Source organism: Blastococcus sp. CT_GayMR16 (assembly GCF_004570875.1).
Classification (GTDB): Bacteria; Actinomycetota; Actinomycetes; order Mycobacteriales; family Geodermatophilaceae; genus Blastococcus_B.
Map to the genome: position 1 here is coordinate 1 of NZ_SPQK01000009.1, position 19448 is coordinate 19448.

Below are 19448 nucleotides of genomic sequence, written 5' to 3' on the forward strand. Positions count from 1 at the left end.
CCGACCCCGCCACCGAGCCGACCTCCCCCTCCGGCCCCTCCTCGCTGTACGTCATGGGACTGGGCTTCGTGGTGGGCCTGCTGTTCGGCATCGCGCTGGCCATCGCCCGCAGCCGGATGAGCACCGCGCAGCGGCACCCCCGACCGCCCGGGCGTCAGCCGGGTGGTGACCCGGCAGGAGCCGACGGGCTCCGACATCGACCTCGACGCGACGCTCGCCGCACGCGGAGCCGAGCCGCACTGGCGGGTCGAGCATCTGCGCCACCCGCGGTTGGCGTTCCACCGGCCGGGCCACCGTGCTGCTGGTCGACGCCTCGGGATCCGTGGCCGGCGACGAGCTGGCCGCCGCCGTGCTCACCGCGTCGGCGCTCGTGCAGCGGATGCGCCCCGGTGACGAGCTGGGCGTCGTCGCGTTCTGGTCGACGGCCGTCGTGCTGCGCCCGCTGTCGGCCGACCCGCGGATCGACGTCGTCGTCGACCGGCTCTGCGACCTGCGGGGCGGCGGCACGACCGACCTCGAGCTGGCGCTGCGGACCGCTGCCGCGCAGATCGCCCGCTCCCGGGCCGCCGACCGGCAGGTGCTGCTGCTCTCGGACGGGGTGGCCACCGAGAGCCCCGACCCGGTCAGCGCCGCCGCGGCCCTGGCGCGCATCCCCGCGCGGCTGCAGGTGCTGGCGCTCTCCGCGGAGGAGGAGGCCATGACGTCCTGCGCAGCCCTCGCGGCAGCGGGCGGCGGCCGGGTCGCGGCCCTGCACCGGCCCTCCCAGGCCCCGGCCGCGGTCCGTGAGCTGCTGGGCTGAGACCTACCGACCGCGGGGGCGAAGCGCCGGCCGCACGGCCAGTCCCGCGCGGCCCGGGTCGAGCGGGACGGCGCTCGCCAGGACCGCCGGACCCAGCCGCAGGACGCCGTCCGTGAGCGGCGCACACCGGATGCCGCCCCGTCCCCGCAGGCCGCGATGCGCGCCCGGGGCGAGGACCGTGTCCAGCCAGGCGCACGGGGTGGCCGGCCGACCGCCCCGGAGGACCACCTCGCCCTCGCCGCAGTCGAGGGAGGACAGCTGCCCGCGCAGCGCCTCCACCTCCGCGCCGCGCAGGACGACGTTGCGCCGGGCGAGCAGGGGATCGAGGGGCGGCTGGCCCAGTTCCTCGGCCAGGGCCTCGATCGACTCGGCGGCGAGCACGGTCACCGACGCGTCCCGGTGGGCCCGCCGGCCGCCGTACCGGTCGCCGACGATGCCGAACCCGGCTCGCACCTCGAGCCGCTCGCGCCGGTCCTCGGCCTGTTCCGGGACCGTCGTCCCCGGCCGCCCCTCGTAGCGGTGCCGGCCCGAGGCGAGCAGCCCGACGATCTCGACGTCGTACCGGTGGGGGAGGCGTCTGGAGTCGGTCAGGGAACGGGTCCCACGGGTGGGCGCGCGGTCGGCTCGGTGGCGTCGAGCAGTCCGTACTCCTGCGCCTCCTCGGCGGTCAGCAGCCGCCCGGCACGCATGTCGGCGGCGATCCCGTCGACAGGACGCCCGCACGCGGCGGCCAGGCGCTCCTGCAGCCGGCCCAGCTGCCGGGCCCGCTCGGCGACGGCGATCTCCAGGTCTCGGCCCGGGATGGCGTGGCCGGGCGCCGTCCGCGGTTCGCACAGGTGGAGGGTCGTGTGCCGGCCGGCGATCCGGCGGTCGCCCACCGCAAGGACGGCGACGGCCGGTCCGGTCAGGGTGCCGAGGCAGGTGACGTGGACGGGGGCGCCCATCAGGTCGAGGGCGTCGACGAGGGTCAGCGCGGCGCCGAGGTCGGCGCTCACGCCCGAGAGCCGGAGGCTGACCGGGTCGTCCCCGGTGGCGTCGAGCAGGCCCAGCTCGGCCACGATGCGGTTGACCGTCTCCTCGTCGAGCTCGCCGGCGACGGCGATCACCCGCTGCTCCAGCAGGCGCTGGGCCAGCCAGTCCGGCGCCCCGATCACGAGTGAGGCCGACGCCGAAGCCGGGGCCGGTGGCCGGGCCTCGGGCAGCCAGGGGGACCGGGGGAGCGGCTGGTCGGGGGGCTCGGGCGGCTGCGGTGGCCACCGGGTGATGGGTGCACCGACAGGGATGCTCATGACGACTCCTCGGAGGGACCGACGTGCCAGTTCACCGTGCGGCCCAATGCCGCCGCGTAGCGCTCCACGGTCGACAGACGCGCGTCCAGGTCACCGCTTTCCAGCCGCGCGACGGCCGACTGCGACGTGCCCATGCGGGCGGCGATCTCGGTCTGGCTGAGCTCGCTGTCGCGGCGGGCCTGGACCAGCTCCTCGATCAGTCCACGCCGGCGGCCGGACAGGTCCTGCAGACCTGGGAAGAGCGACCGGCGCGGAGGGGCCATACCGAGAAAGGTATCTCTTCTCCGCTATAGAAGACACCCCTCTGCGCCCCACCGCTCGCAGGCCCGCGGCGGCCCTGCAGCGGGCTAGCGCTCGGCCGTCGTGTGGATCGGCCCGTCGGTACCGGCCAGCCGCTCACCCGTTCCGCCCCATCGCCCCGCGATGATCTCCGCGGCGATCGAGACGGCGGTCTCCTCCGGCGTCCGGGCGCCGAGGTCCAGGCCGATCGGCGAGGACAGCCGGCCGATCTCCTCCTTCGACAGCCCGGACTCGGCGAGCCGCGCCTCGCGCTCCTCGTGGGTGCGCCGCGAGCCCATGGCGCCTACGTAGGCGACCGGGATGCGCAGCGCGACCTCCAGCAGCGGGACGTCGAACTTCGGGTCGTGGGTCAGCACGCAGAGCACCGTGCGCTCGTCGATGCGCCCGGCGTCGACCTCGGTCTGCAGGTAGCGGTGCGGCCACTCGACGATCACCTCGTGCGCCTCGGGGAAGCGCTTCGGGGTGGCGAAGATCGGGCGGGCGTCGCAGACCGTGACCCGGTACCCGAGGAAGGCGCCGACGCGCGCCACCGCGGCAGCGAAGTCGATGGCGCCGAACACCACCATGCGGGCGGCCGGCGCGAAGGAGTTCACGAAGAGCGTGAGGTCGTCCCCGCGGCGCTCACCGTCGTGGCCGACGTGCAGCATCCCGGTGCGGCCGGCGGCGAGCATTCCGCGCGCGTCGGCGGACACCGCGTCGTCCAGGCGCTGCAGGCCGAGGGTCCCGGACGCGCGCTCGGGCCACAGCACCAGCCGCCGGCCGAGCCGGTCGTCCGGCCCCTTGACCACGGTGACGACGGCGACCGGCTCGTGGGCGTCGATCGACTCGGCGATCTCACCGAGCTCGGGAAAGGACTCGCGGGAGATGGACTCGACGAAGACGTCCAGGATCCCCCCGCAGGTCAGCCCGACGGCGAAGGCGTCGTCGTCGCTGACGCCGTAGCGCTCCAGCGTGGGCTCGCCGGTCTCGACGACGTCCTTGGCCTCCTCGTAGACCGCACCCTCGACGCAGCCTCCGGAGACGCTCCCGACCGCGGTGCCGTCCGGGCCGACCAGCATCGAGGCACCGGCCGGCCGCGGGGCCGAACGCCAGGTGGCCACGACCGTGCCCATCCCGACGGTCTCCCCCGCCTGCCACCAGCCGATCAGCTCGTCGATGACCTCACGCATGGACGTCCTCCCTCGGGCCGGACTGTTCCACGTGCAACACCTCAGGCACGCTGGATCACTCCCGTCAGCTGCTCGAACGCGGCCATGCTGTGCCCGGAGACGAAGTGGTCCACCGAGGGCAGCGCCGCCACCATGCCGCCGGTCAGCGGCTCGTACCCGGTCCGGCCCTTGTGCGGGTTCACCCAGACCACCGAGTGCGCCAGCCGCCGCAGCCGGACCATCTGCTCGGCGAGCAGTTCGGTGCCGCCGCGCTCCCAGCCGTCGCTGCACACCACGACGACCGCCCCGCGCGCCGTCCCGCGCTGGCCCCACCGGTCGAGGAACGCCTTGAGCACCTCGCCGAGCCGCGTGCCGCCGGACCAGTCGGGGATCGCCGAGCCGCTGGCCGCCAGCGCCTTGTCGGCGTCGCGCAGCCGCATCTCCCGGGTCACACGCGTCAGCCGGGTGCCGATCGTGAACACCTCGGTCGACGCCGGACGGGCCCGCACCGCGGCGTGCGCGAAGCGCAGCAACGCGTCGGCGTAGGGCGACATCGACCCCGAGACGTCGACCAGCACGACGACCCGGCGCGGGCGAGGGGTGCGCCGCCGGTGCAGCAGGCGCTTGACCTCGCCCCCGTCGCGCAGCGCCTGGCGCACCGTCCGGGCGGGGTGCACCGCGCCGTGCGGGTTGGGCCGCCGGCGACGGGCCGGGCGCATCGGGGTCGCCGGCCGGAGCAGGGCGAACAGCCGCCGCAGGTGTTCGCGCTCGGCGAGGCTCATCTCGCCGACGTCCCGGTGGCGCAGCACCTCGTCGGCGCTGGCCTGCGTCGCCAGGTCCGGGGTGTCGGAGTCGTCGCCCTCCCCCGTGCCGGGCTCGAGCGGCGCGGTCGTCGACAGCTGCGGCCGTTCCTGCGCCTCCGGCCGCCGGGCGCGGGGCGTCTCGCCGGCGAAGTAGGCGGCGAACGCGGCGTCGTAGCGGTCCAGGTCGTCCGGGCCGCCGCAGAGGGTCAGCCGCCCGGCCCAGTAGACGTCGGTCGGATCGAGCACGTCCAGCGACCCGAGCGCGGCGAGCATGGCCTCGACCCGGTCCGGAGAGGCGGTCACACCGGCATGGCGCAGCGTGCGCGCGAACCCGAGGACCGTGTCGACGACGTCGCGTACGGCCCCGTTTCGGCCCTCCTGCAGGGTCCCACCGCGAGCATGCGAGCGGTGGGGGGCAGGAGGGTCCTTCTGCTGAGCCCGCGAAGGGGGAGAGGGACGGGGTCCTTTTTCAGCCACCGAAGAGCGCCCCCCGCGCCAGGGCGTGCACCCGGTCGGTGTCCTCCCGGTACTTGAGGACGGCGCCGAGCGTGCGTGCGGCGAGGTCCGGATCGAGGTCGCGCGCGCCCAGGGTGTGCAACGCGGTGGCCCAGTCCATCGACTCGGCGATCCCGGGGGGCTTGAGCAGATCGAGGGTGCGCAGCTTCGCGGTGGCGCGGGCGACCTCGCGGGCCAGCTGCTCGGTCACCTGCGGCAGCCGGCGCCGCAGGATGGCGACCTCGCGGTCGAAGTCGGGATGCTCGAGCCAGTGGTAGAGGCAGCGGCGCTTGAGGGCGTCGTGCACCTCGCGCGTGCGGTTGGACGTGAGGATCACCAGCGGCGGCGTCGACGCGCGGACCGTACCGAGCTCCGGGATGGAGATCGTGAAGTCCGACAGCACCTCGAGCAGGAAGGCCTCGAACTCGTCGTCCGCCCGGTCGATCTCGTCGACGAGCAGCACGCTGGGTGCGTCCTCGAGCGCCTGCAGAAGAGGACGGGCCAGCAGGAACCGGCGGTCGTAGAGGGAGGCCTCGAGCCGCTCGGGATCGTCGGTGGCGTGCGCGGCCTCGGCGGCCCGCAGGTGCAGCAGCTGCCGGCCGAAGTCCCAGTCGTAGAGCGCCTGGCTGGCCTCGAGGCCCTCGTAGCACTGCAGCCGGTAGATCGGCCGGCCGGTGACCTCGGCCAGGGCGTGCGCCAGGGCCGTCTTGCCGACGCCGGCCTCACCCTCCAGGAAGAGCGGGCGGTGCATCACGAGCGCCAGGTACGCCGCGGTCGCCAGGCCTTCGTCGGGCAGGTAGCCGGTCGACTCGAGCGCGGCCGCCAGCTCGTCGGGCCCCGCAAATCCCGGGGGTTCGGCGACGATCGGCTGCAGGGTGGGCTCGCTCACAGCCCGAGCATCCCACCTGCACGCAGAACGGCGGCCGGACGAGTCTGGTCCTCGTCCGGCCGCCGCGGCCTGTGATCCCGGTGCCCCCCGCACCGGGGGCGGATCAAGCGCGCCGGTCGGGATCCGTGTCGTACGAGGCGCTCCGGGTCGTGTCGCCCTCGACCTCGATCTCCTCCTTGCGGAGGCCCTCCGTCACCTGCTGCTGCTCGGTGACGGTGGTCGTGTCCAGGCGGACGCGCTCGACCGGCACGGCCTCCTTCTCGACGACGGCACGCTCGGCGTGGAGGACGACCTCGTGCTCTTCCTCGCTGATCGCGGGGCCGTCCATCGCGTTGCCGATGTTGGCGTCGGTGATGGGCTCCCGCTCGAGGCGGACCTCTTCACGGGTGACGGGGACGGTCTCGGTGACGTTCTCCGTGACGACGTACTTGCGCAGTCGGGCCCGGCCGACCTCCTCGCTGCGGGTGCCCACGTTCAGGCGCTCCTCGGAGAGGGTCATGGCGTTGTCCGTCGTCGGGCCGGAGGTGTCGTGGCCGACGGTGCCGCGGGCGTCGGTGTCCGTCGCCATGCCCGTCGTCCGCATCTCGGTGGTCTGCATGCCCGTGTCCGTGCCGGCGCCCATGCCGTAGTAGCGGTAGAGCTCCTGCTCCTCCTGCGGCGACAGGTGGCCGTCGGTGTCGATCTTGGGAGCGTCCTTCACCTGGCTCTTGCTGACGGGTACGCGGACACCGTCGTTGGTCAGGTCGGCGTTCCGGATCGGGACGAAGGACTCCTTGGTGCCGAACAGGCCGGTGCGGACGGTGACCCATTCCGGCTCGCCGGTCTCGTCGTCGAGGTAGACCTCCGCGGCGGACCCGATCTTCTCCCCGGACTCGTCGTAGACGTCCTGGCCGATCACGCGGCTGATGGTGTCGGTGCCGATCATCGTCGAAGTGCTCCTATCCGTGACTGGGGGGTGCATTCATCCAAATGGGTGACCGGGATCCCCGACGTGAAACAAGACCGTCCTGTACGTGACCGCTGGTCACATGCAGATTCCGGTGGTCCTCGCACCCCCCGCGAGTGCTGCTCCTGCACATTTGCGCAGGTCCCGGGCCAGCGGATGGCGCGCAACCGGTGTGCGATGCGCGATCGACGAACTGTGTGCCCATGGTGACGCTCCGCAGCCTGGCGCGAATCCGGGCGTGTCGTGTCGCGTGGGCCCGGCGCGTCCTCCGGGGACGGGACGGGCGGGCTGCTCAGCATGTAGGGGTGCCCCCTCGTTCGCCGTACGACAACCTCGTCCACCCCCGCACCGTGAAGAAGGCGGTCCCCTCCGTCGAGGCGGAGATCGACCTCGTCGTGGAGGACCCGAGCTCCGGGTTCGTGGGAGCCGTGATCCGGTGCGAGAAGGACGTCGTCCATCTCGAGGACCGCTTCGGCAGGGTGAAGGGGTACCCGCTCGGGCCCGGGTTCTGGGTCGAGGGCAGGCCTGTCGTGCTGGTGCGGCCGAAGCAGGCGGGGCCGGCCGGGCCGATGCGCAGCGCCTCCGGTTCGACCTACGTGGCCGGCGCCCGGGCGCGCGTGGCCCGCGCCGGGCGGATCTACGTCGAGGGCAAGCACGACGCCGAACTGGTGGAGAAGGTGTGGGGTCACGACCTGCGGGTCGAGGGCGTCGTCGTCGAGCCCCTGCACGGCGTGGACGACCTGCCGGCGATCGTGAAGGAGTTCCGTCCGACCCAGGGACGACGGCTCGGCGTGCTGGTCGACCACCTGGTGCGGGGCTCCAAGGAGTCCCGGATCGCCGAGCAGATCACCGGCGAGCACTCCCTCGTCGTCGGTCACCCGTTCGTCGACATCTGGCAGGCGGTCAAGCCCTCCGTCGTCGGGATCGCCGCCTGGCCGGTGATCCCGAAGGGGCGGCCGTGGAAGGAAGGCGTCTGCACGGCGCTCGGCTGGGAGGACGACACCGGCTACGTCTGGGCGCAGCGCATCCTCGCCCGCGTGAAGAACTTCACCGACCTCGAGCCGGAACTGCTGGGCCGCGTGGAAGAACTCATCGACTTCGTCACCACGGACTGAGCGAGCGCCCGAATGGGTGCCCCGGCCGTCAGCGCGCCCGACACCGGCCGACGGACGCTCCCGGCCCCGCTCGGCTGGGCACTGTGCCTGGCACTCGGCCTGGGCCTCGGTGGGCTCTGCTGCTTCCCGCTCACCGACAGCTATCTGACCTTCGCGGCGCTCGACCTCCCAGATCTGCCCACCTGAGGCGGGGTCCCGGCGAGCGTTGCCCCTGGACCGGCCATTCCGCCCATCGAAGCGGCCGGTCCAGGGACAACGCCTCAGCGGTGGGCCGCTACCCGGGGATGTAGTTGAACTCGTCGGGGTTGGGGCCGGTGCGCTCGTCGCGGTTGAGTGCGGAGATCGCCGCCATCGCCGACTGGTCGAGCTCGAAGTCGAAGATCTCGAAGTTCTCCTCGACCCGGCTCCGGGTCACCGACTTCGGGAAGACGACGTCGCCGCGCTGGATGTGCCAGCGGAGCGTGACCTGCGCCGGGGTCTTCCCGACCTGCCAGGCGATCTCGGCGATGACCGGGTCGTCGTTCACCTTTCCGCGGGCGATCGGCGCCCAGGCCTCGGTGACGATCTCGTGGTCGGCGTCGAAGGCCCGCAGCTCGTCCTGGCTGAGGAACGGGTGGGCCTCGACCTGGTTCACCGCCGGCCGCACCTCGGTGGCGCCGAACAGGTTGCGCAGGTGGTGCGGCTGGAAGTTCGAGACGCCGATGGCCCTGACCCGGCCGCTGGCGTAGATCTCCTCCATCACCTTCCACCGGGCGACGTAGTCGGCCACCGCCGGCAGCGGCCAGTGGATGAGGAAGAGGTCGAGCCGGTCGAAGCCCAGCTCGGAGAGGCTCGTGTCGAACGACCGGAGGATGTCGTCGCGCTGGAGCCGGTTGTTGTTCAGCTTGCTGGTCACGAAGACCTCGTCGCGCGGGATCCCGGAGTCACGGACGGCGAGGCCGACCTCGCGTTCGTTGCCGTACATCTGTGCCGTGTCGATGTGCCGGTAGCCGATCTCCAGGGCGGAGGTCGTGGCCTTGACGGTGTCCTCGGGCTTGATCTGGAAGACGCCGAACCCCAACTGGGGGATCTCGACGCCGTTGTTGAGGGTGATCGTGGGCACGGATGCCACCGGGCGGTCCTTCCGATCGAGGGGGCGCCGCGCGACAATGGCGCGACCTGCCGAGCTCACCCGCTACCCCGCCGCCGGGCGCTCCACGCTCGCCCTTCCACCCCATGGGATCTCGTCGTGCTCCGCGGGCCGCCGGCGGAGCAGCGGCGCGCCGGCCAGCGCCAGGAAGGCGGCGAGCGCGGCGGCCAGCGCAGGGACGGCGAACGCCGCCTCCGCGCCCCAGTGGTCCACGGCCCAGCCCGCCGCCGCCGACCCCGCGGTGACGCCGAGGGTCAGCCCCGTCGTCGTCCAGGACAGCGCCTCGGTGAGGGCCGAGCGCGGCACGCGCGACTCCACCAGCGAGAGCCCCGAGACCAGCACCGGCGCGATCGTCAGGCCGGCCACGAAGCCCGCTGCCAGGAGCACGGTCAGCGAGCCGACCCCCCACAGCAGCTGCGCTGCGAGCCCGAACAGCACGGCGGTGCCGAGGAATCGGCTGGTCAGCGTGCCCGGGATGCGCGCCACCCCGTACGCGAGGCCGGCCACCAGGCTGCCCGCGGCGTACACCGCCAGGGCGAGGCCGGCGAATGCCGGCACACCCTCGGCCTCGGTGAACCCCACGACGACGACGTCCATGGCCCCGAAGACGATGCCGACCGCCAGGTAGCTCACCGCAACGACGAGGACCGTGGCGTTGAGAGCGGCCCAGCGGCGGGCCGGCTTCTCCGGGTCGACCGCCTGCACCTGCGGTTCGGTGGCCCGCTGACCGGCCAGCCAGAACCCGCCGACCGCACCCAGGACGATCCCCGTCAGGAAGCCCACGGGCGGTGCGACGAGCGTGGCCAGCAGCGTCACGAGCGGCGGCCCGACGACGAAGACCACCTCGTCGACGACGGCCTCGAGCGCGAACGCCGTCTGCCGCCGGGCCGGGTCCTCGAGGGCCTCGGCCCAGCGGGCGCGCACCAGCGACCCGATGTTGGGACCGCTCGCCCCGGTGAGCGCGGCGAGCACGAACCAGCTCCACCGCGGCCCGTCCGCGACGACGACGCTGACGAACGCGATGCCGGAGATCAGATAGGCCGTCATGGCCCAGTGCAGGATCGTGCCCTGACCGCGGCGGTCCATGGCCCGGGCCCACTGCGGGCTGGCCACCGAGAAGCTCAGCGCGAGCGTGCCGGAGACCGCGCCGGCCAGCGCGTAGCTGCCGGTCTCCCCCGCGACGAGCAGCACCGCGCCGAGGCCGAGCATGGGGATGGGCAGCCGGGCGACCCAGCCGGCAAACGAGAACGCACCCGACCCGGGGACGGCGAACAGGCGGACGTACGGACTGAAGACGGTGCGGGGCGACACGGGTTCTCTCGCGCTCTCTGGCCACAGGCGAGTGCGGGAAATCCTCCGCCGGGCTCTCGGGTGGCAGCACGAGCCTAGCTGCGGAAGCTGACCACCCCCGACCGCATTTCGCCCGTTTCGGCACTACATTCGGCCTGTGAGCAGCAGCCCCTTGCCCGATCCCTGGGTGCGCCCTGCCCAGGACGCCCAGCCGGGGAGCGGTGGGCTGGTCGACAAGCACGGCCGCGTGGCCACCGACCTGCGGGTATCGCTGACCGACCGGTGCAACCTGCGCTGCACGTACTGCATGCCGCCCGAGGGTCTGGACTGGCTGCCCAAGGTCGAGGTGCTCACCGACGAGGAGATCTCGCGGCTGGTGCGCATCGGCGTGGAGCACCTCGGGATCGACGAGGTCCGGTTCACCGGCGGCGAGCCGCTGCTCCGCCCCGGCCTGGTAGGCATCGTCGCCGCCGCGACGGCGCTCTCCCCGCGCCCCGAGGTCAGTCTCACCACGAACGCCATCGGGCTCGCGCGCGTCGCCCCGGCTCTGGCCGCCGCCGGTCTCGACCGGATCAACTGCAGCCTCGACACCGTCGACCCGGCCCGCTTCAAGCAGCTCACCCACCGCGACCGCCTGGACGACGTCATCGCCGGTCTCGCCGCGGCCCAGGCGGCCGGACTCACCCCGGTGAAGGTCAACGCCGTCCTGCTGCGGGGGATCAACGAGGCCGACGCCCTGCCGCTGCTGGACTTCTGCCTGGAGCACGGCTACCAGCTGCGCTTCATCGAGCAGATGCCGCTGGACGCCCACCACGCGTGGACCCGCGGCGAGATGGTGACGGCCGAGGACATCCTCGCGCAGCTGACGGCCGCGCACACGCTCACGCCGGACACCGAGGACCGCGGCTCGGCGCCCGCCGAACGGTGGCTGGTGGACGGCGGTCCGGCGACCGTCGGCGTCATCGCGTCGGTGACCCGCAACTTCTGCGGGGCCTGCGACCGGACCCGGCTGACCGCCGACGGCCAGATCCGCAACTGCCTGTTCGCCCGCGAGGAGTCCGACCTCCGGACGGCGATGCGCGAGGGTGCCACCGACCAGGAGCTGGCCGACCGCTGGCGGACCGCGACCCTGAGCAAGCTGCCCGGCCACGGCATCGACGACCCGAGCTTCCTGCAGCCCAGCCGGCCGATGTCGGCGATCGGCGGCTGAGCCGATGGTGACTGTGCGCTACTTCGCCGGGGCCCGGGCGGCCTCCGGCGTCGACACCGAGAGCCGCGAGGCGGGAACGCTCGACGAGCTCGTCGGGCAGGTCGTCGAGGCGCACGGCGAGAAGCTGGAGCGCGTCCTGACCGCCTGCTCCTTCCTCGTCGACGGAACCTCCACCCGGGACCGGACGTTGGCGCTGTCACCCGGGGCGGTGGTGGACGTCCTGCCGCCGTTCGCCGGAGGCTGACAGGCCCGGGAGCATCGCAGCGAGCGCCAGCGAGCGAGGAGCGGACCCGGCGGCGGAAGCCGACCAGCGGCAGGGCGGATGACCTGCGGAAGGATGGGCTCATGAGCATCTTCGACAAGGTGAAGGTCAAGGCGCAGGAGCTGCTGGGCCGCGCGGAGCAGGTCTACGGCGAGTCCCACGGCGACGCCGCGGCCTCGGTCGCGGGCGAGGCCAATGTGCTGGAGGCCGAGGTCGAGGAGGAAGAGCTCGAGCGCGAGGAGCGCGAGCGCCACGGCGACGACGACGGGCTCGCCGGCGCGCGCTGACGACCGACGTGCGCGCGCAGCAGGCGACCGATCCGGTCGCCTACCACGCGGAGGGCCCGGTCTGGTCCGACCGCTGGGGCGGCCTCCGGTGGGTGGACATGCTCGCCGGCGACGTCCTCTCGCTGGCCGAGGACGGAACGGTCCGGCGCAGCCACGTCGGGAGCGTCGCGGCCGCGCTGCGACCCCGCCGCGGCGGCGGAGCGGTCATCGCCGTCGAGCGGGGCGTCGTCCTCGAGGAGACCGACGGCTCGCTGACGCCCCTGGAGCCCGCGTGGTCCGACCCCGCAGTGCGGATGAACGAGGGCGGCTGCGATCCCGACGGCCGGTTCTGGTGCGGGTCCATGGCCTACGACCAGCGGCAGGGCGCGGCTGCGCTCTACCGGCTCGACGCCGACCGGTCGGTCCACCGGGTGCTGGACGGCGTCACCGTCTCCAACGGCCTCGACTGGAGCCCGGACGGGTCCCTCGCGTACTACGACGACACCGCGACCCACCGCGTCGACGTGTTCGACTACGACCGGGACGCCGGCCTGACCGGGCGCCGTCCCTTCGTGCGGCTGCCCGAGGACGGCCATCCCGACGGGCTGACCGTCGACGCCGACGGCGGTGTGTGGGTGGCCCTGTTCGGCAGCGGGGTCGTGCACCGCTACACCCCGGCGGGCCGCCTGGACGACGTCGTAGAGGTGCCCGCGGCGCAGGTGACCGCCTGCACGTTCGGCGGGCCACGCCTGGACCGCCTGTTCATCACCACCTCGCGGGAGGGCCTCGACCCCGGCGACGACCCGCTCGCCAGCTCGCTGTTCGTGGTCGACGCCGGCGTCGTGGGACTGCCGGCACGTGAGTTCGCCGGCTGAACCGGAACGGGGTTGATCCGCCTCTCATCAGGGAATACGAGGCCCGTGGTTCCGGGCGGGATCGGAGACGTCGCGCCCTGGCCGGACTGGAGTGCCGCAGCCAGGGGAGCGCTCGAGTTCCTGCACGAGCACGTCGGCTGGGACCTCTGGATGGTCACTCGGGTCGTGGACGACTGCCAGTACGTCCTGTGCTCCTACCCCGACGGCGCGGTCCGGCCCGGGGCCCGCATCTGGTGGGAGGAGAGCTTCTGCCGGCAGATGATCGAGGGCCGGGCCCCCCGGGTCGCGACCGTGACCGCCGCCATCCCGGCGTACGCCGCACTGACCAAGGGGCTGGGGCGCGACGTCGCGGCCTACATCGGCGTTCCGCTGGTCACCGCGGACGGGCAGCTGTTCGGCACGCTCTGCGGGGTGGCGTTCCGGGCGAAGCCGCTCAGCGCCGCGCGAGACCTACGACTCGTGGAGACGATCGCGCGGATGCTCAGCACCCTGCTGGCCGCCGGCGTCGAGCCCCCGACGCCGCCGGACCTGCCCTAGGGGCAGGCCACCCATTCCTCCTCGCCGTCGGTGAAGACCTGCCGCTTCCAGATCGGCAGCCGCTTCTTCACCTCGTCGACGAGTTCGGCACACGTCGCGAAGGCCTGATCCCGGTGCGACGCGCTGACCGCGCAGGCCAGCGCGACGTCCCCGATTCCGAGCAGGCCGATCCGGTGCGAGACGGCGACGGCGTGCACGTCGGGCCGCGCGGCGAACTCCTCCGCCAGCTCGCGGATCACGTCGGGAGCGGTCGGATGGCCGACGTACTCGAGCTCGGTCACCGACCGGCCGCCGTCGTGGTCCCGGACCACACCGGAGAAGGAGACGACGGCGCCGGCGGCCTTGTCAGTCACGGCGTCCTCGTGCTCGGCCACGGACAGTGGCTCGTCGACGACCCGGGCGATCACGGCGCCGAAGGTACCCCGGACGGCGGGACGTCGAGGTCGGTCGGATCCGCGAGGCCGGTGCAGTCGACCTCGAGGACGTCGTGTGCGGCCAGGTAGCGGCGGGCGCCCTCGTCGCCGGTGGCCGTCTCGATCACGCCGGCCCAGTGCTCCCGTCCCAGGAGCACCGGGTGCGCGCGGACCCCGCCGTAGGTCGCGACGGCGAGTGCGTCAGGGGAGGCGTGCCCGGCCACGCGGGCCAGCGCCTCCGGCGTCATCCCCGGCACGTCGACGAGGAGCAGGAGCGCGGCGTCGACGCGGCCGGGCCAGCCGCGCAGGCCGTCGAGGCCGACGCGCAGCGAGGAGGCCATCCCGGTCTCCCAGTCCTGATTGGCGAGCACCGTGGCCCCGCCGAGGTCGGCCGCCCGCCAGACGTCGACCGCCTGCGCACCGAGGACGACGAGCACCGGGTCGCAGATCGCGGTCGCCGTCCGGACCGCGCGCTCGACGAGCAGGCTGCCCTCGTACTCGACCAGCGCCTTCGGCATCCCGTACCGGCGTCCTCCCCCCGCCGCGAGGACGACAGCGGCGACCGTGTTCACGCCCCCAGCCTCTCAGCGCGCCCGGCGGGTTCGGACTCCGGCCTCCGGAGCTCGCGCCACGGCCCGCCGAGCAGCGGCGTCAGGACGAGCAGTACGTAGGCGAGCCCCACCGCCACCAGTGTTGTCCGCAGCCCGACCTGCTCGACCGCGACCCCGCCCAGCAACGAGCCGACGGGCATCGCGGCCCAGGCACCGGCTCCGATCAGTCCGTAGACGCGCGCCCGCATGCCGGCCGGCACCCGCTCGAGCTTGACCGCGCCGATGATCGGGTTGATCGCCCCGGCGCCGAGGCCGGAGAGCAGCGTGACCGCGAGGATGCCCGGCAGGGGCAGGCCGGCCGCCAGGGCGAAGTACGGCGGTCCCCCCGCGAGGGCGAAGGCCAGCACGAAGGTCGCGCGACGGGGCAGGCGGTGGCCGACGGCGCTGAAGGTCAGCGAGCCGACGACGGCACCCCCGGCCATCGCTCCGACGATCAGGCCGAAGGCCACGGCGCCGCCCAGTTCCCGGTCGGCGTAGACGGGGAGCAGCACCGTGCCCTTGGCGGCGTCGAACATGTTGGTCAGCAGCACCAGCAGGACCAGCGCCCGCAACAGGGGCTCCCGCAGCGTGAACGTCAGACCCTGACGGAGCTGCCGCCAGTAGCCGCCGGCGCTCTCGTCGACGGCGACGGCACCGAGGGCGGCGGGCACCCACCGCGCCACCAGTCCGGCGCTCAGCACGAACGTCCCCGCGTCCAGAGCGAGCACGGTCAGCGGACCGAGGAGGGCCACGCCCACTCCGGCCAGCGGGGCGCCGAGCAGCCGAGCGCCGCGCTCCACTGCCTCGAACAGGCCGACGGCACGCTCGAGCGGTGTACCGGCGACCTCTGCGGCGGCCGGCAGCAACGCGCTGCGTGCCATCTCCCCCGGTGTGTCCAACAGGCCGGTGAGGACCACGAGGGCCAGCAGGGCCGGGAAGGACAGACCGACGGTGGCGTCCAGCAGCGGGACGAGTCCGATGGAGACACCGCTCGCGAGATCGGCCAGGACGCTGGCCCGCCGGTAGCCGAGACGGTCGACGAGGACGCCGCCGAACGCTCCGCCGAGGACGACGGGCACCGTCGCCGCCGCCCCGGTCAGTCCGGTCGCTGCGGCCGATCCGGTCTCCGTCAGCACGTACAGCGGCAGCGCGATCAGCGTGAGGACGTTCCCGGTCAGGGAGACGCCGTGCGCGGCGACGAGCGCGATCAGCGGCCGACGCGAGCGCCCCCGAGCGGACGGAGGACGTGTCGCCATAGTGTGAAGATAGAACTTCACATGTGGATGTCAAGGTGGAACTTCACGTTATGCTGGGCGAATGGTGCGGAACAGTCGCTGGGGCGTGCAGCTCACCGATCCGGCGGTGCTCAAGGCGCTGGCACATCCTGCCCGGTTGCAGATGCTCGACGTCCTGCAGGACAGCGAGGGCGCGACCGCGACGCAGTGCGCGGCGGTCGTCGGGCTCAGCGCGAGCGCCTGCTCCTGGCACCTGCGGCTGCTCCACCGGGCCGGACTGGTGGAGCACGCCGACCCGGGCGCAGACGGGCGGGAGCGACGCTGGCGCAGCAGTGTGCCGAGCTGGCAGGTCAGCCGGGACGCGATCGAGGCCGACGTCGTGGAGGCCAGAGCCCTCGACATGGCGGTGACGAGATCACTGCTGGAGGCGTCCGACGCGGCGGTGGAGACGTTCACGACGGCGTCCGCCCAGGGGGACGAGACGCTGCAGTGGCGACGCGCCGCTCTCGTCAGCAATTCCACCCTGTGGCTCACCGCTGAGGAGCTGCTGGACGTCACCGAGAAGGTGGGGGAGTTGCTCGAGCCCTACCGGCGGTCCTCCCGCACCAGCGCCCCGGAGGACGCGCGGATCACTCACGCCGCACTGCGCTTCGTGCCGCAGCGCGCGCGACTCGACGGCACTCGCGCCCACCGGACGCCGGACGATCAGCGCGCGTAGACGGCGACCTCGGAGGCCTTCACCGTCGCCCAGACCGGCGACCCGGGGACGAGCCCGAGCTCGGCGAAGGCGGTCGCGGTGACGTCGGCGACCAGCGGCACCTCGCCGGACAGTTCGCAGCGCACCGTCGCCCCGTGCGGGGTGGCGCCGACCAGCGTCGCCGGCCAGACGTTGCGCGGGCTGCCCTCGGGCCGGGCAAGGTAGAGCGCGACCGACTCCGGCCGGACGGCGGCGAACACCGGCCCCGACGCCTCCTCGGCGACAGCCACCTCGCCCCCGCTGTCCAGCCGGACGCTTCGCCCCGCGGCCGTGCCCGTGCCCGGCAGCAGTGAGAGCCCGACCAGGCGGGCCACGTAGTCCGTGCGCGGGCGGCGGTTGACCTCGGCGGGCGTACCGGCCTGGACGACGCGGCCGTCCTCGACGACGACGACGCGGTCGGCCAGGGCCATCGCATCCACGGGGTCGTGGGTGACGAGCACCGTGCTGCCCGCGAACTCGGCCAGGTGACGGCGCAGTTCGGCGCGGACGGTGAGCCGGGTGCGGGCGTCCAAGGCGGACAGCGGTTCGTCGAGCAGCAGCACCCGGGGATCGCCGACGAGCGCCCGGGCCAGCGCCGCCCGCTGGGCCTGTCCGCCGGAGAGCTGGGCCGGACGGCGTCCGCCCAGACCCTCGAGCCCGACCCTCGCGAGCCAGCCCTGAGCCGTGGACCGCGCCTCCGCCTTGCCGACGCCGCGGGTGCGCAGGCCGAACGCCACGTTCTCGGTGACCGAGAGGTGGGGGAAGAGCAGGTGGTCCTGGAAGACCATGCCGAGGGCCCGCCGGTGCGCGGCGACGTGCGTCCCGTCGCCGTCCCAGATCGTGGCGCCCTCGCGGACCACCGATGCGCCGTCCGGAGGGAGCAGCCCCGCGAGCACCCGCAGCAGGGAGGACTTGCCCGCGCCGTTGGGCCCGAGGACGGCGAGCACCTCTCCGTCGGCCACCTCGATCTCGACGTCGAGCGACAGCGAACCCCGCTGGAGGACGACCTGTGCCGCGAGGCTCATGCGACCGGCACCGTCGCGCGGCCGAGCCAGCGGTCGCGGAGCAGCAGCAGCGTCGCCAGCGAGACCGCGAGCAGGACCATCGACAGCACGATCGCCGCCTCGGTGTCCTCCTGCAGCGCCAGGTAGACGGCCAGCGGCATCGTCTGCGTCGTCCCGGGGAAGTTGCCGGCGAAGGTGATCGTCGCGCCGAACTCGCCCAGCGCCCGCGCCCAGCAGAGCACCGCCCCGGCCGCGATCCCGGGGGAGACCAGCGGCAGGGTGACCCGCCGGAACGTCGTCCAGCGCCCGGCACCGAGCGTGGCGGCGACGTCCTCGAACCGTGCGTCGGCAGCCCGCAGGGCGCCCTCGACGCTGATGACCAGGAAGGGCATGGCCACGAACGTCTCGGCGATGACGACGGCGGTCGTGGTGAACGGGATCGTCACGTCGAACTGCTCGAACAGCCACCGCCCGATGAGCCCCTGCCGACCGAGCACGAGGAACAGCGCGACCCCGCCGACGACCGGCGGCAGCACCAGGGGCACCGTCACCAGCGCCCGGAGGATGCTCCGGCCGCGGATCCGCGAACGGGCGAGCACCCAGGCCAGCGGCACGCCCATCAGCAGGGAGAGCAGGGTGGCGAGCGTCGCGGACAGGAGCGACAGCCGGAGCGCGTCGCCCACACCCGGGGCCGTGAGCTTCGGCCCCAGGTCCGACCACGGCGTACGCACCAGCAGGCCGACGACCGGGAGCACCAGGAAGGCGATCCCGGCGGCGGCCGGGACCAGGAGCGGCGCGGGGATGCCGGTGCCCCCGCGGGCCCGCGTCACGGCTCGAGGAATCCCGCGTCCCGGAGGGTCTGCTGACCGTCGTCGGAGAGGACCAGGTCGACGAACGCCTGCGCTGCGGCCGGGTTGGGTGCGGCGGTCAGCACGGAGATCGGGTACCGGTTGATCGCCTGGAAGGACTCACTGAAGCCGAACGCGACGACCTTGTCGCCGGCGGCGTGCACGTCGGAGACGTAGACGAGGCCGGCGTCGACCTCACCCAGCTCCACCTTGGTGAGCACCGCGCGGACGTCCTCCTCGTACGTGTCCGGATAGGCCGACAGCCCGGCCGCGTCGAGGACCTTCGCCGCTGCCGCCCCGCACGGCACCTGTGGCGCACAGACGGCCATGGTGGCGTCGTGGTCGAGGATCTCGGTGAGACTTGGGACGCCTCCCCCTCCGGGCAGCTGGATGCCGAGGGGGTTGTCCGCGGGGACGACGAGCATCAGCGGGTTCTCGGCGAAGACCGCCGGATCCACGGCCAGTCCGGCGTCGCCCGCCTTCGCCATCTGGACCTCGTCCGCCGAGGCGAACACGTCGGCCGGGGCCCCCTGCGTGATCTGGGTGGCCAGCGCGGAGCTGCCGGCGAAGTTGAACCGCACCTCCAGGCCGGGATGGTCGTCCATGAACTGGTCGCCGAGCTCGGTGAAGACGTCGGTGAGCGACGCGGCCGCGAAGACCGTCAGGGTGCCGGTGATCTGCTCACTGCCGGACGTCCCCGCCGCCGACGAGCCCGTCGCCTCGTCCCGGGACGAGGCGGACGAGCCGGTGCAGCCGGCAAGAGCGAGGAGCGCCGCAGCCCCGAGCGCTGCCATGCGGCGGTTCACGGGACGTCCACGCTGACCTGCGTGGCCTTCACCGTCGCGACGGCGCGGACGCCTGCCTCGAGACCGAGCTCGTCGGCCGCCTCCCGGGACATGAGGGAGACCAGACGGAAGGGCCCCGCCTGGATCTCGACCTGCGCCATCACGGTGTCCCGCACGACCCGCGTGACGATGCCGGTGAGCCTGTTCCGGGCCGACGACGGCGTTGTCCCGGGCTCCGGGGCCTCCCGGAGCTGGGTGGCGACGTGGGCGAGGTCCGCGCCGTCGACGACCGCCGGTCCGGCGCCCTCCCGATGTGCGGGCAGGCGGTCGCTGTCGATCCAGCGGCGGACGGTGTCGTCGCTGACGCCGAGCAGCGACGCGGCTTCGGCGATCCGGTAGGTGGTCGGCACGGCGGCACTGTAGGTCCGCATATACGGACATAGCAAGCGCCAATACCTCCGCATCTGCGGAGACCCGACAAGCG

General features: G+C 73.5%; 25 protein-coding genes. 9 read left to right on the forward strand and 16 right to left on the reverse strand.

Translation table 11 applies throughout. From position 1 onward, the window contains the following. Positions 1-295: 295 nt before the first annotated feature. A complete protein-coding gene (locus E4P38_RS11525; protein WP_245160959.1) occupies positions 296-799 on the forward strand; it encodes a vWA domain-containing protein in 504 nt (167 codons plus the stop codon). A gap of 3 nt (positions 800-802) precedes the next feature. On the opposite strand, the gene E4P38_RS11530 is transcribed toward E4P38_RS11525, so the two are convergent. From E4P38_RS11530 to E4P38_RS11560, 7 genes are all read right to left on the reverse strand, one after another. Beyond that, positions 803-1252 (reverse strand): MOSC domain-containing protein, encoded by a 450-nt coding sequence (locus E4P38_RS11530; RefSeq protein ID WP_245160960.1) that lies wholly within the window; start codon positions 1250-1252, stop codon positions 803-805. Positions 1253-1386: 134 nt separating this feature from the next. Then, entirely contained in the window at positions 1387-2088 is a 702-nt protein-coding gene (locus tag E4P38_RS11535; RefSeq protein WP_135131958.1) for an ATP-dependent Clp protease proteolytic subunit, read from the reverse strand. Further along, positions 2085-2351 (reverse strand): helix-turn-helix transcriptional regulator, encoded by a 267-nt coding sequence (locus E4P38_RS11540; protein WP_135131959.1) that lies wholly within the window; start codon positions 2349-2351, stop codon positions 2085-2087. Before E4P38_RS11540 ends, E4P38_RS11535 begins: the two co-directional genes overlap by 4 nt. An 84-nt stretch (positions 2352-2435) precedes the next feature. After that, positions 2436-3557, reverse strand: a complete 1122-nt coding sequence (locus E4P38_RS11545; RefSeq protein WP_135131960.1) for an XdhC/CoxI family protein — start codon at positions 3555-3557, stop codon at positions 2436-2438. A 41-nt stretch (positions 3558-3598) separates the two neighbouring features. Then, positions 3599-4642 (reverse strand): VWA domain-containing protein, encoded by a 1044-nt coding sequence (locus E4P38_RS11550; RefSeq protein WP_245160961.1) that lies wholly within the window; start codon positions 4640-4642, stop codon positions 3599-3601. A 166-nt stretch (positions 4643-4808) separates the two neighbouring features. Then, positions 4809-5723, reverse strand: coding sequence for a MoxR family ATPase (locus tag E4P38_RS11555; RefSeq protein WP_135131961.1), 915 nt, complete (start codon positions 5721-5723; stop codon positions 4809-4811). Between the two features lie 103 nt (positions 5724-5826). Beyond that, the gene (locus E4P38_RS11560) at positions 5827-6648 is read right to left on the reverse strand and encodes a PRC and DUF2382 domain-containing protein (RefSeq protein ID WP_135131962.1); all 822 of its coding nucleotides are present in this window, start codon (positions 6646-6648) and stop codon (positions 5827-5829) included. Between the two features lie 326 nt (positions 6649-6974). Between E4P38_RS11560 and E4P38_RS11565 the strand changes: the two genes are divergently transcribed. Then, the gene (locus E4P38_RS11565) at positions 6975-7784 is read left to right on the forward strand and encodes a DUF3097 domain-containing protein (protein WP_135131963.1); all 810 of its coding nucleotides are present in this window, start codon (positions 6975-6977) and stop codon (positions 7782-7784) included. Between the two features lie 12 nt (positions 7785-7796). After that, positions 7797-7970: a hypothetical protein gene (locus E4P38_RS22905; RefSeq protein ID WP_167760536.1), complete on the forward strand. Its 174-nt coding sequence runs from the start codon at positions 7797-7799 to the stop codon at positions 7968-7970. Positions 7971-8058: 88 nt separating this feature from the next. On the opposite strand, the gene E4P38_RS11570 is transcribed toward E4P38_RS22905, so the two are convergent. Further along, entirely contained in the window at positions 8059-8895 is an 837-nt protein-coding gene (locus E4P38_RS11570) for an aldo/keto reductase (RefSeq protein ID WP_135131964.1), read from the reverse strand. A 63-nt stretch (positions 8896-8958) separates the two neighbouring features. Continuing rightward, entirely contained in the window at positions 8959-10224 is a 1266-nt protein-coding gene (locus E4P38_RS11575; protein ID WP_135131965.1) for an MFS transporter, read from the reverse strand. A gap of 136 nt (positions 10225-10360) precedes the next feature. Here E4P38_RS11575 and moaA point away from each other — a divergent pair, with 136 nt between their 5' ends. From moaA to E4P38_RS11600, 5 genes are all read left to right on the forward strand, one after another. Then, positions 10361-11413 (forward strand): GTP 3',8-cyclase MoaA, encoded by a 1053-nt coding sequence (gene moaA / locus E4P38_RS11580; RefSeq protein WP_167760537.1) that lies wholly within the window; start codon positions 10361-10363, stop codon positions 11411-11413. A 4-nt stretch (positions 11414-11417) separates the two neighbouring features. Beyond that, a complete protein-coding gene (locus E4P38_RS11585; RefSeq protein ID WP_135131966.1) occupies positions 11418-11657 on the forward strand; it encodes a MoaD/ThiS family protein in 240 nt (79 codons plus the stop codon). Positions 11658-11758: 101 nt separating this feature from the next. Further along, complete coding sequence (locus E4P38_RS11590) at positions 11759-11962, forward strand: hypothetical protein (RefSeq protein WP_135131967.1); 204 nt, start codon at positions 11759-11761, stop codon at positions 11960-11962. Positions 11963-11970: 8 nt separating this feature from the next. Next, a complete protein-coding gene (locus tag E4P38_RS11595; RefSeq protein WP_135131968.1) occupies positions 11971-12816 on the forward strand; it encodes an SMP-30/gluconolactonase/LRE family protein in 846 nt (281 codons plus the stop codon). A gap of 45 nt (positions 12817-12861) precedes the next feature. Further along, on the forward strand, positions 12862-13353 hold the full coding sequence (locus E4P38_RS11600) for a GAF domain-containing protein (RefSeq protein ID WP_135131969.1): 492 nt from the start codon (positions 12862-12864) through the stop codon (positions 13351-13353). Here the strand turns inward: E4P38_RS11600 and E4P38_RS11605 are convergent. From E4P38_RS11605 to E4P38_RS11615, 3 genes are read right to left on the reverse strand one after another with little or no spacing between them, the layout of a single operon-like run. Then, the gene (locus E4P38_RS11605) at positions 13350-13760 is read right to left on the reverse strand and encodes a molybdenum cofactor biosynthesis protein MoaE (RefSeq protein ID WP_135131970.1); all 411 of its coding nucleotides are present in this window, start codon (positions 13758-13760) and stop codon (positions 13350-13352) included. The genes E4P38_RS11600 and E4P38_RS11605 overlap by 4 nt on opposite strands. After that, positions 13757-14338, reverse strand: coding sequence for a nucleotidyltransferase family protein (locus tag E4P38_RS11610; RefSeq protein ID WP_135131971.1), 582 nt, complete (start codon positions 14336-14338; stop codon positions 13757-13759). Before E4P38_RS11610 ends, E4P38_RS11605 begins: the two co-directional genes overlap by 4 nt. Continuing rightward, the gene (locus E4P38_RS11615; RefSeq protein ID WP_135131972.1) at positions 14335-15612 is read right to left on the reverse strand and encodes an MFS transporter; all 1278 of its coding nucleotides are present in this window, start codon (positions 15610-15612) and stop codon (positions 14335-14337) included. The genes E4P38_RS11610 and E4P38_RS11615 overlap by 4 nt, the downstream gene beginning before the upstream one ends. 61 nt (positions 15613-15673) lie before the next feature. On the opposite strand from E4P38_RS11615, the gene E4P38_RS11620 reads away from it, so the two are divergent. Further along, the gene (locus E4P38_RS11620) at positions 15674-16309 is read left to right on the forward strand and encodes a helix-turn-helix domain-containing protein (RefSeq protein WP_135131973.1); all 636 of its coding nucleotides are present in this window, start codon (positions 15674-15676) and stop codon (positions 16307-16309) included. Here E4P38_RS11620 and E4P38_RS11625 read toward each other — a convergent pair. The 4 genes from E4P38_RS11625 to E4P38_RS11640 are packed head-to-tail and all read right to left on the reverse strand — an operon-like array spanning position 16297 to position 19374. Beyond that, complete coding sequence (locus tag E4P38_RS11625) at positions 16297-17352, reverse strand: ABC transporter ATP-binding protein (protein WP_135131974.1); 1056 nt, start codon at positions 17350-17352, stop codon at positions 16297-16299. The two genes, E4P38_RS11620 and E4P38_RS11625, sit on opposite strands and share 13 nt — an antisense overlap. Further along, complete coding sequence (locus E4P38_RS11630) at positions 17349-18161, reverse strand: ABC transporter permease (protein WP_135131975.1); 813 nt, start codon at positions 18159-18161, stop codon at positions 17349-17351. The genes E4P38_RS11625 and E4P38_RS11630 overlap by 4 nt, the downstream gene beginning before the upstream one ends. Then, complete coding sequence (gene modA / locus E4P38_RS11635) at positions 18158-18985, reverse strand: molybdate ABC transporter substrate-binding protein (protein ID WP_245160962.1); 828 nt, start codon at positions 18983-18985, stop codon at positions 18158-18160. Before modA ends, E4P38_RS11630 begins: the two co-directional genes overlap by 4 nt. Beyond that, a complete protein-coding gene (locus E4P38_RS11640; protein WP_135131976.1) occupies positions 18982-19374 on the reverse strand; it encodes a TOBE domain-containing protein in 393 nt (130 codons plus the stop codon). The genes modA and E4P38_RS11640 overlap by 4 nt, the downstream gene beginning before the upstream one ends. Between the last annotated feature and the right edge of the window lie 74 nt (positions 19375-19448).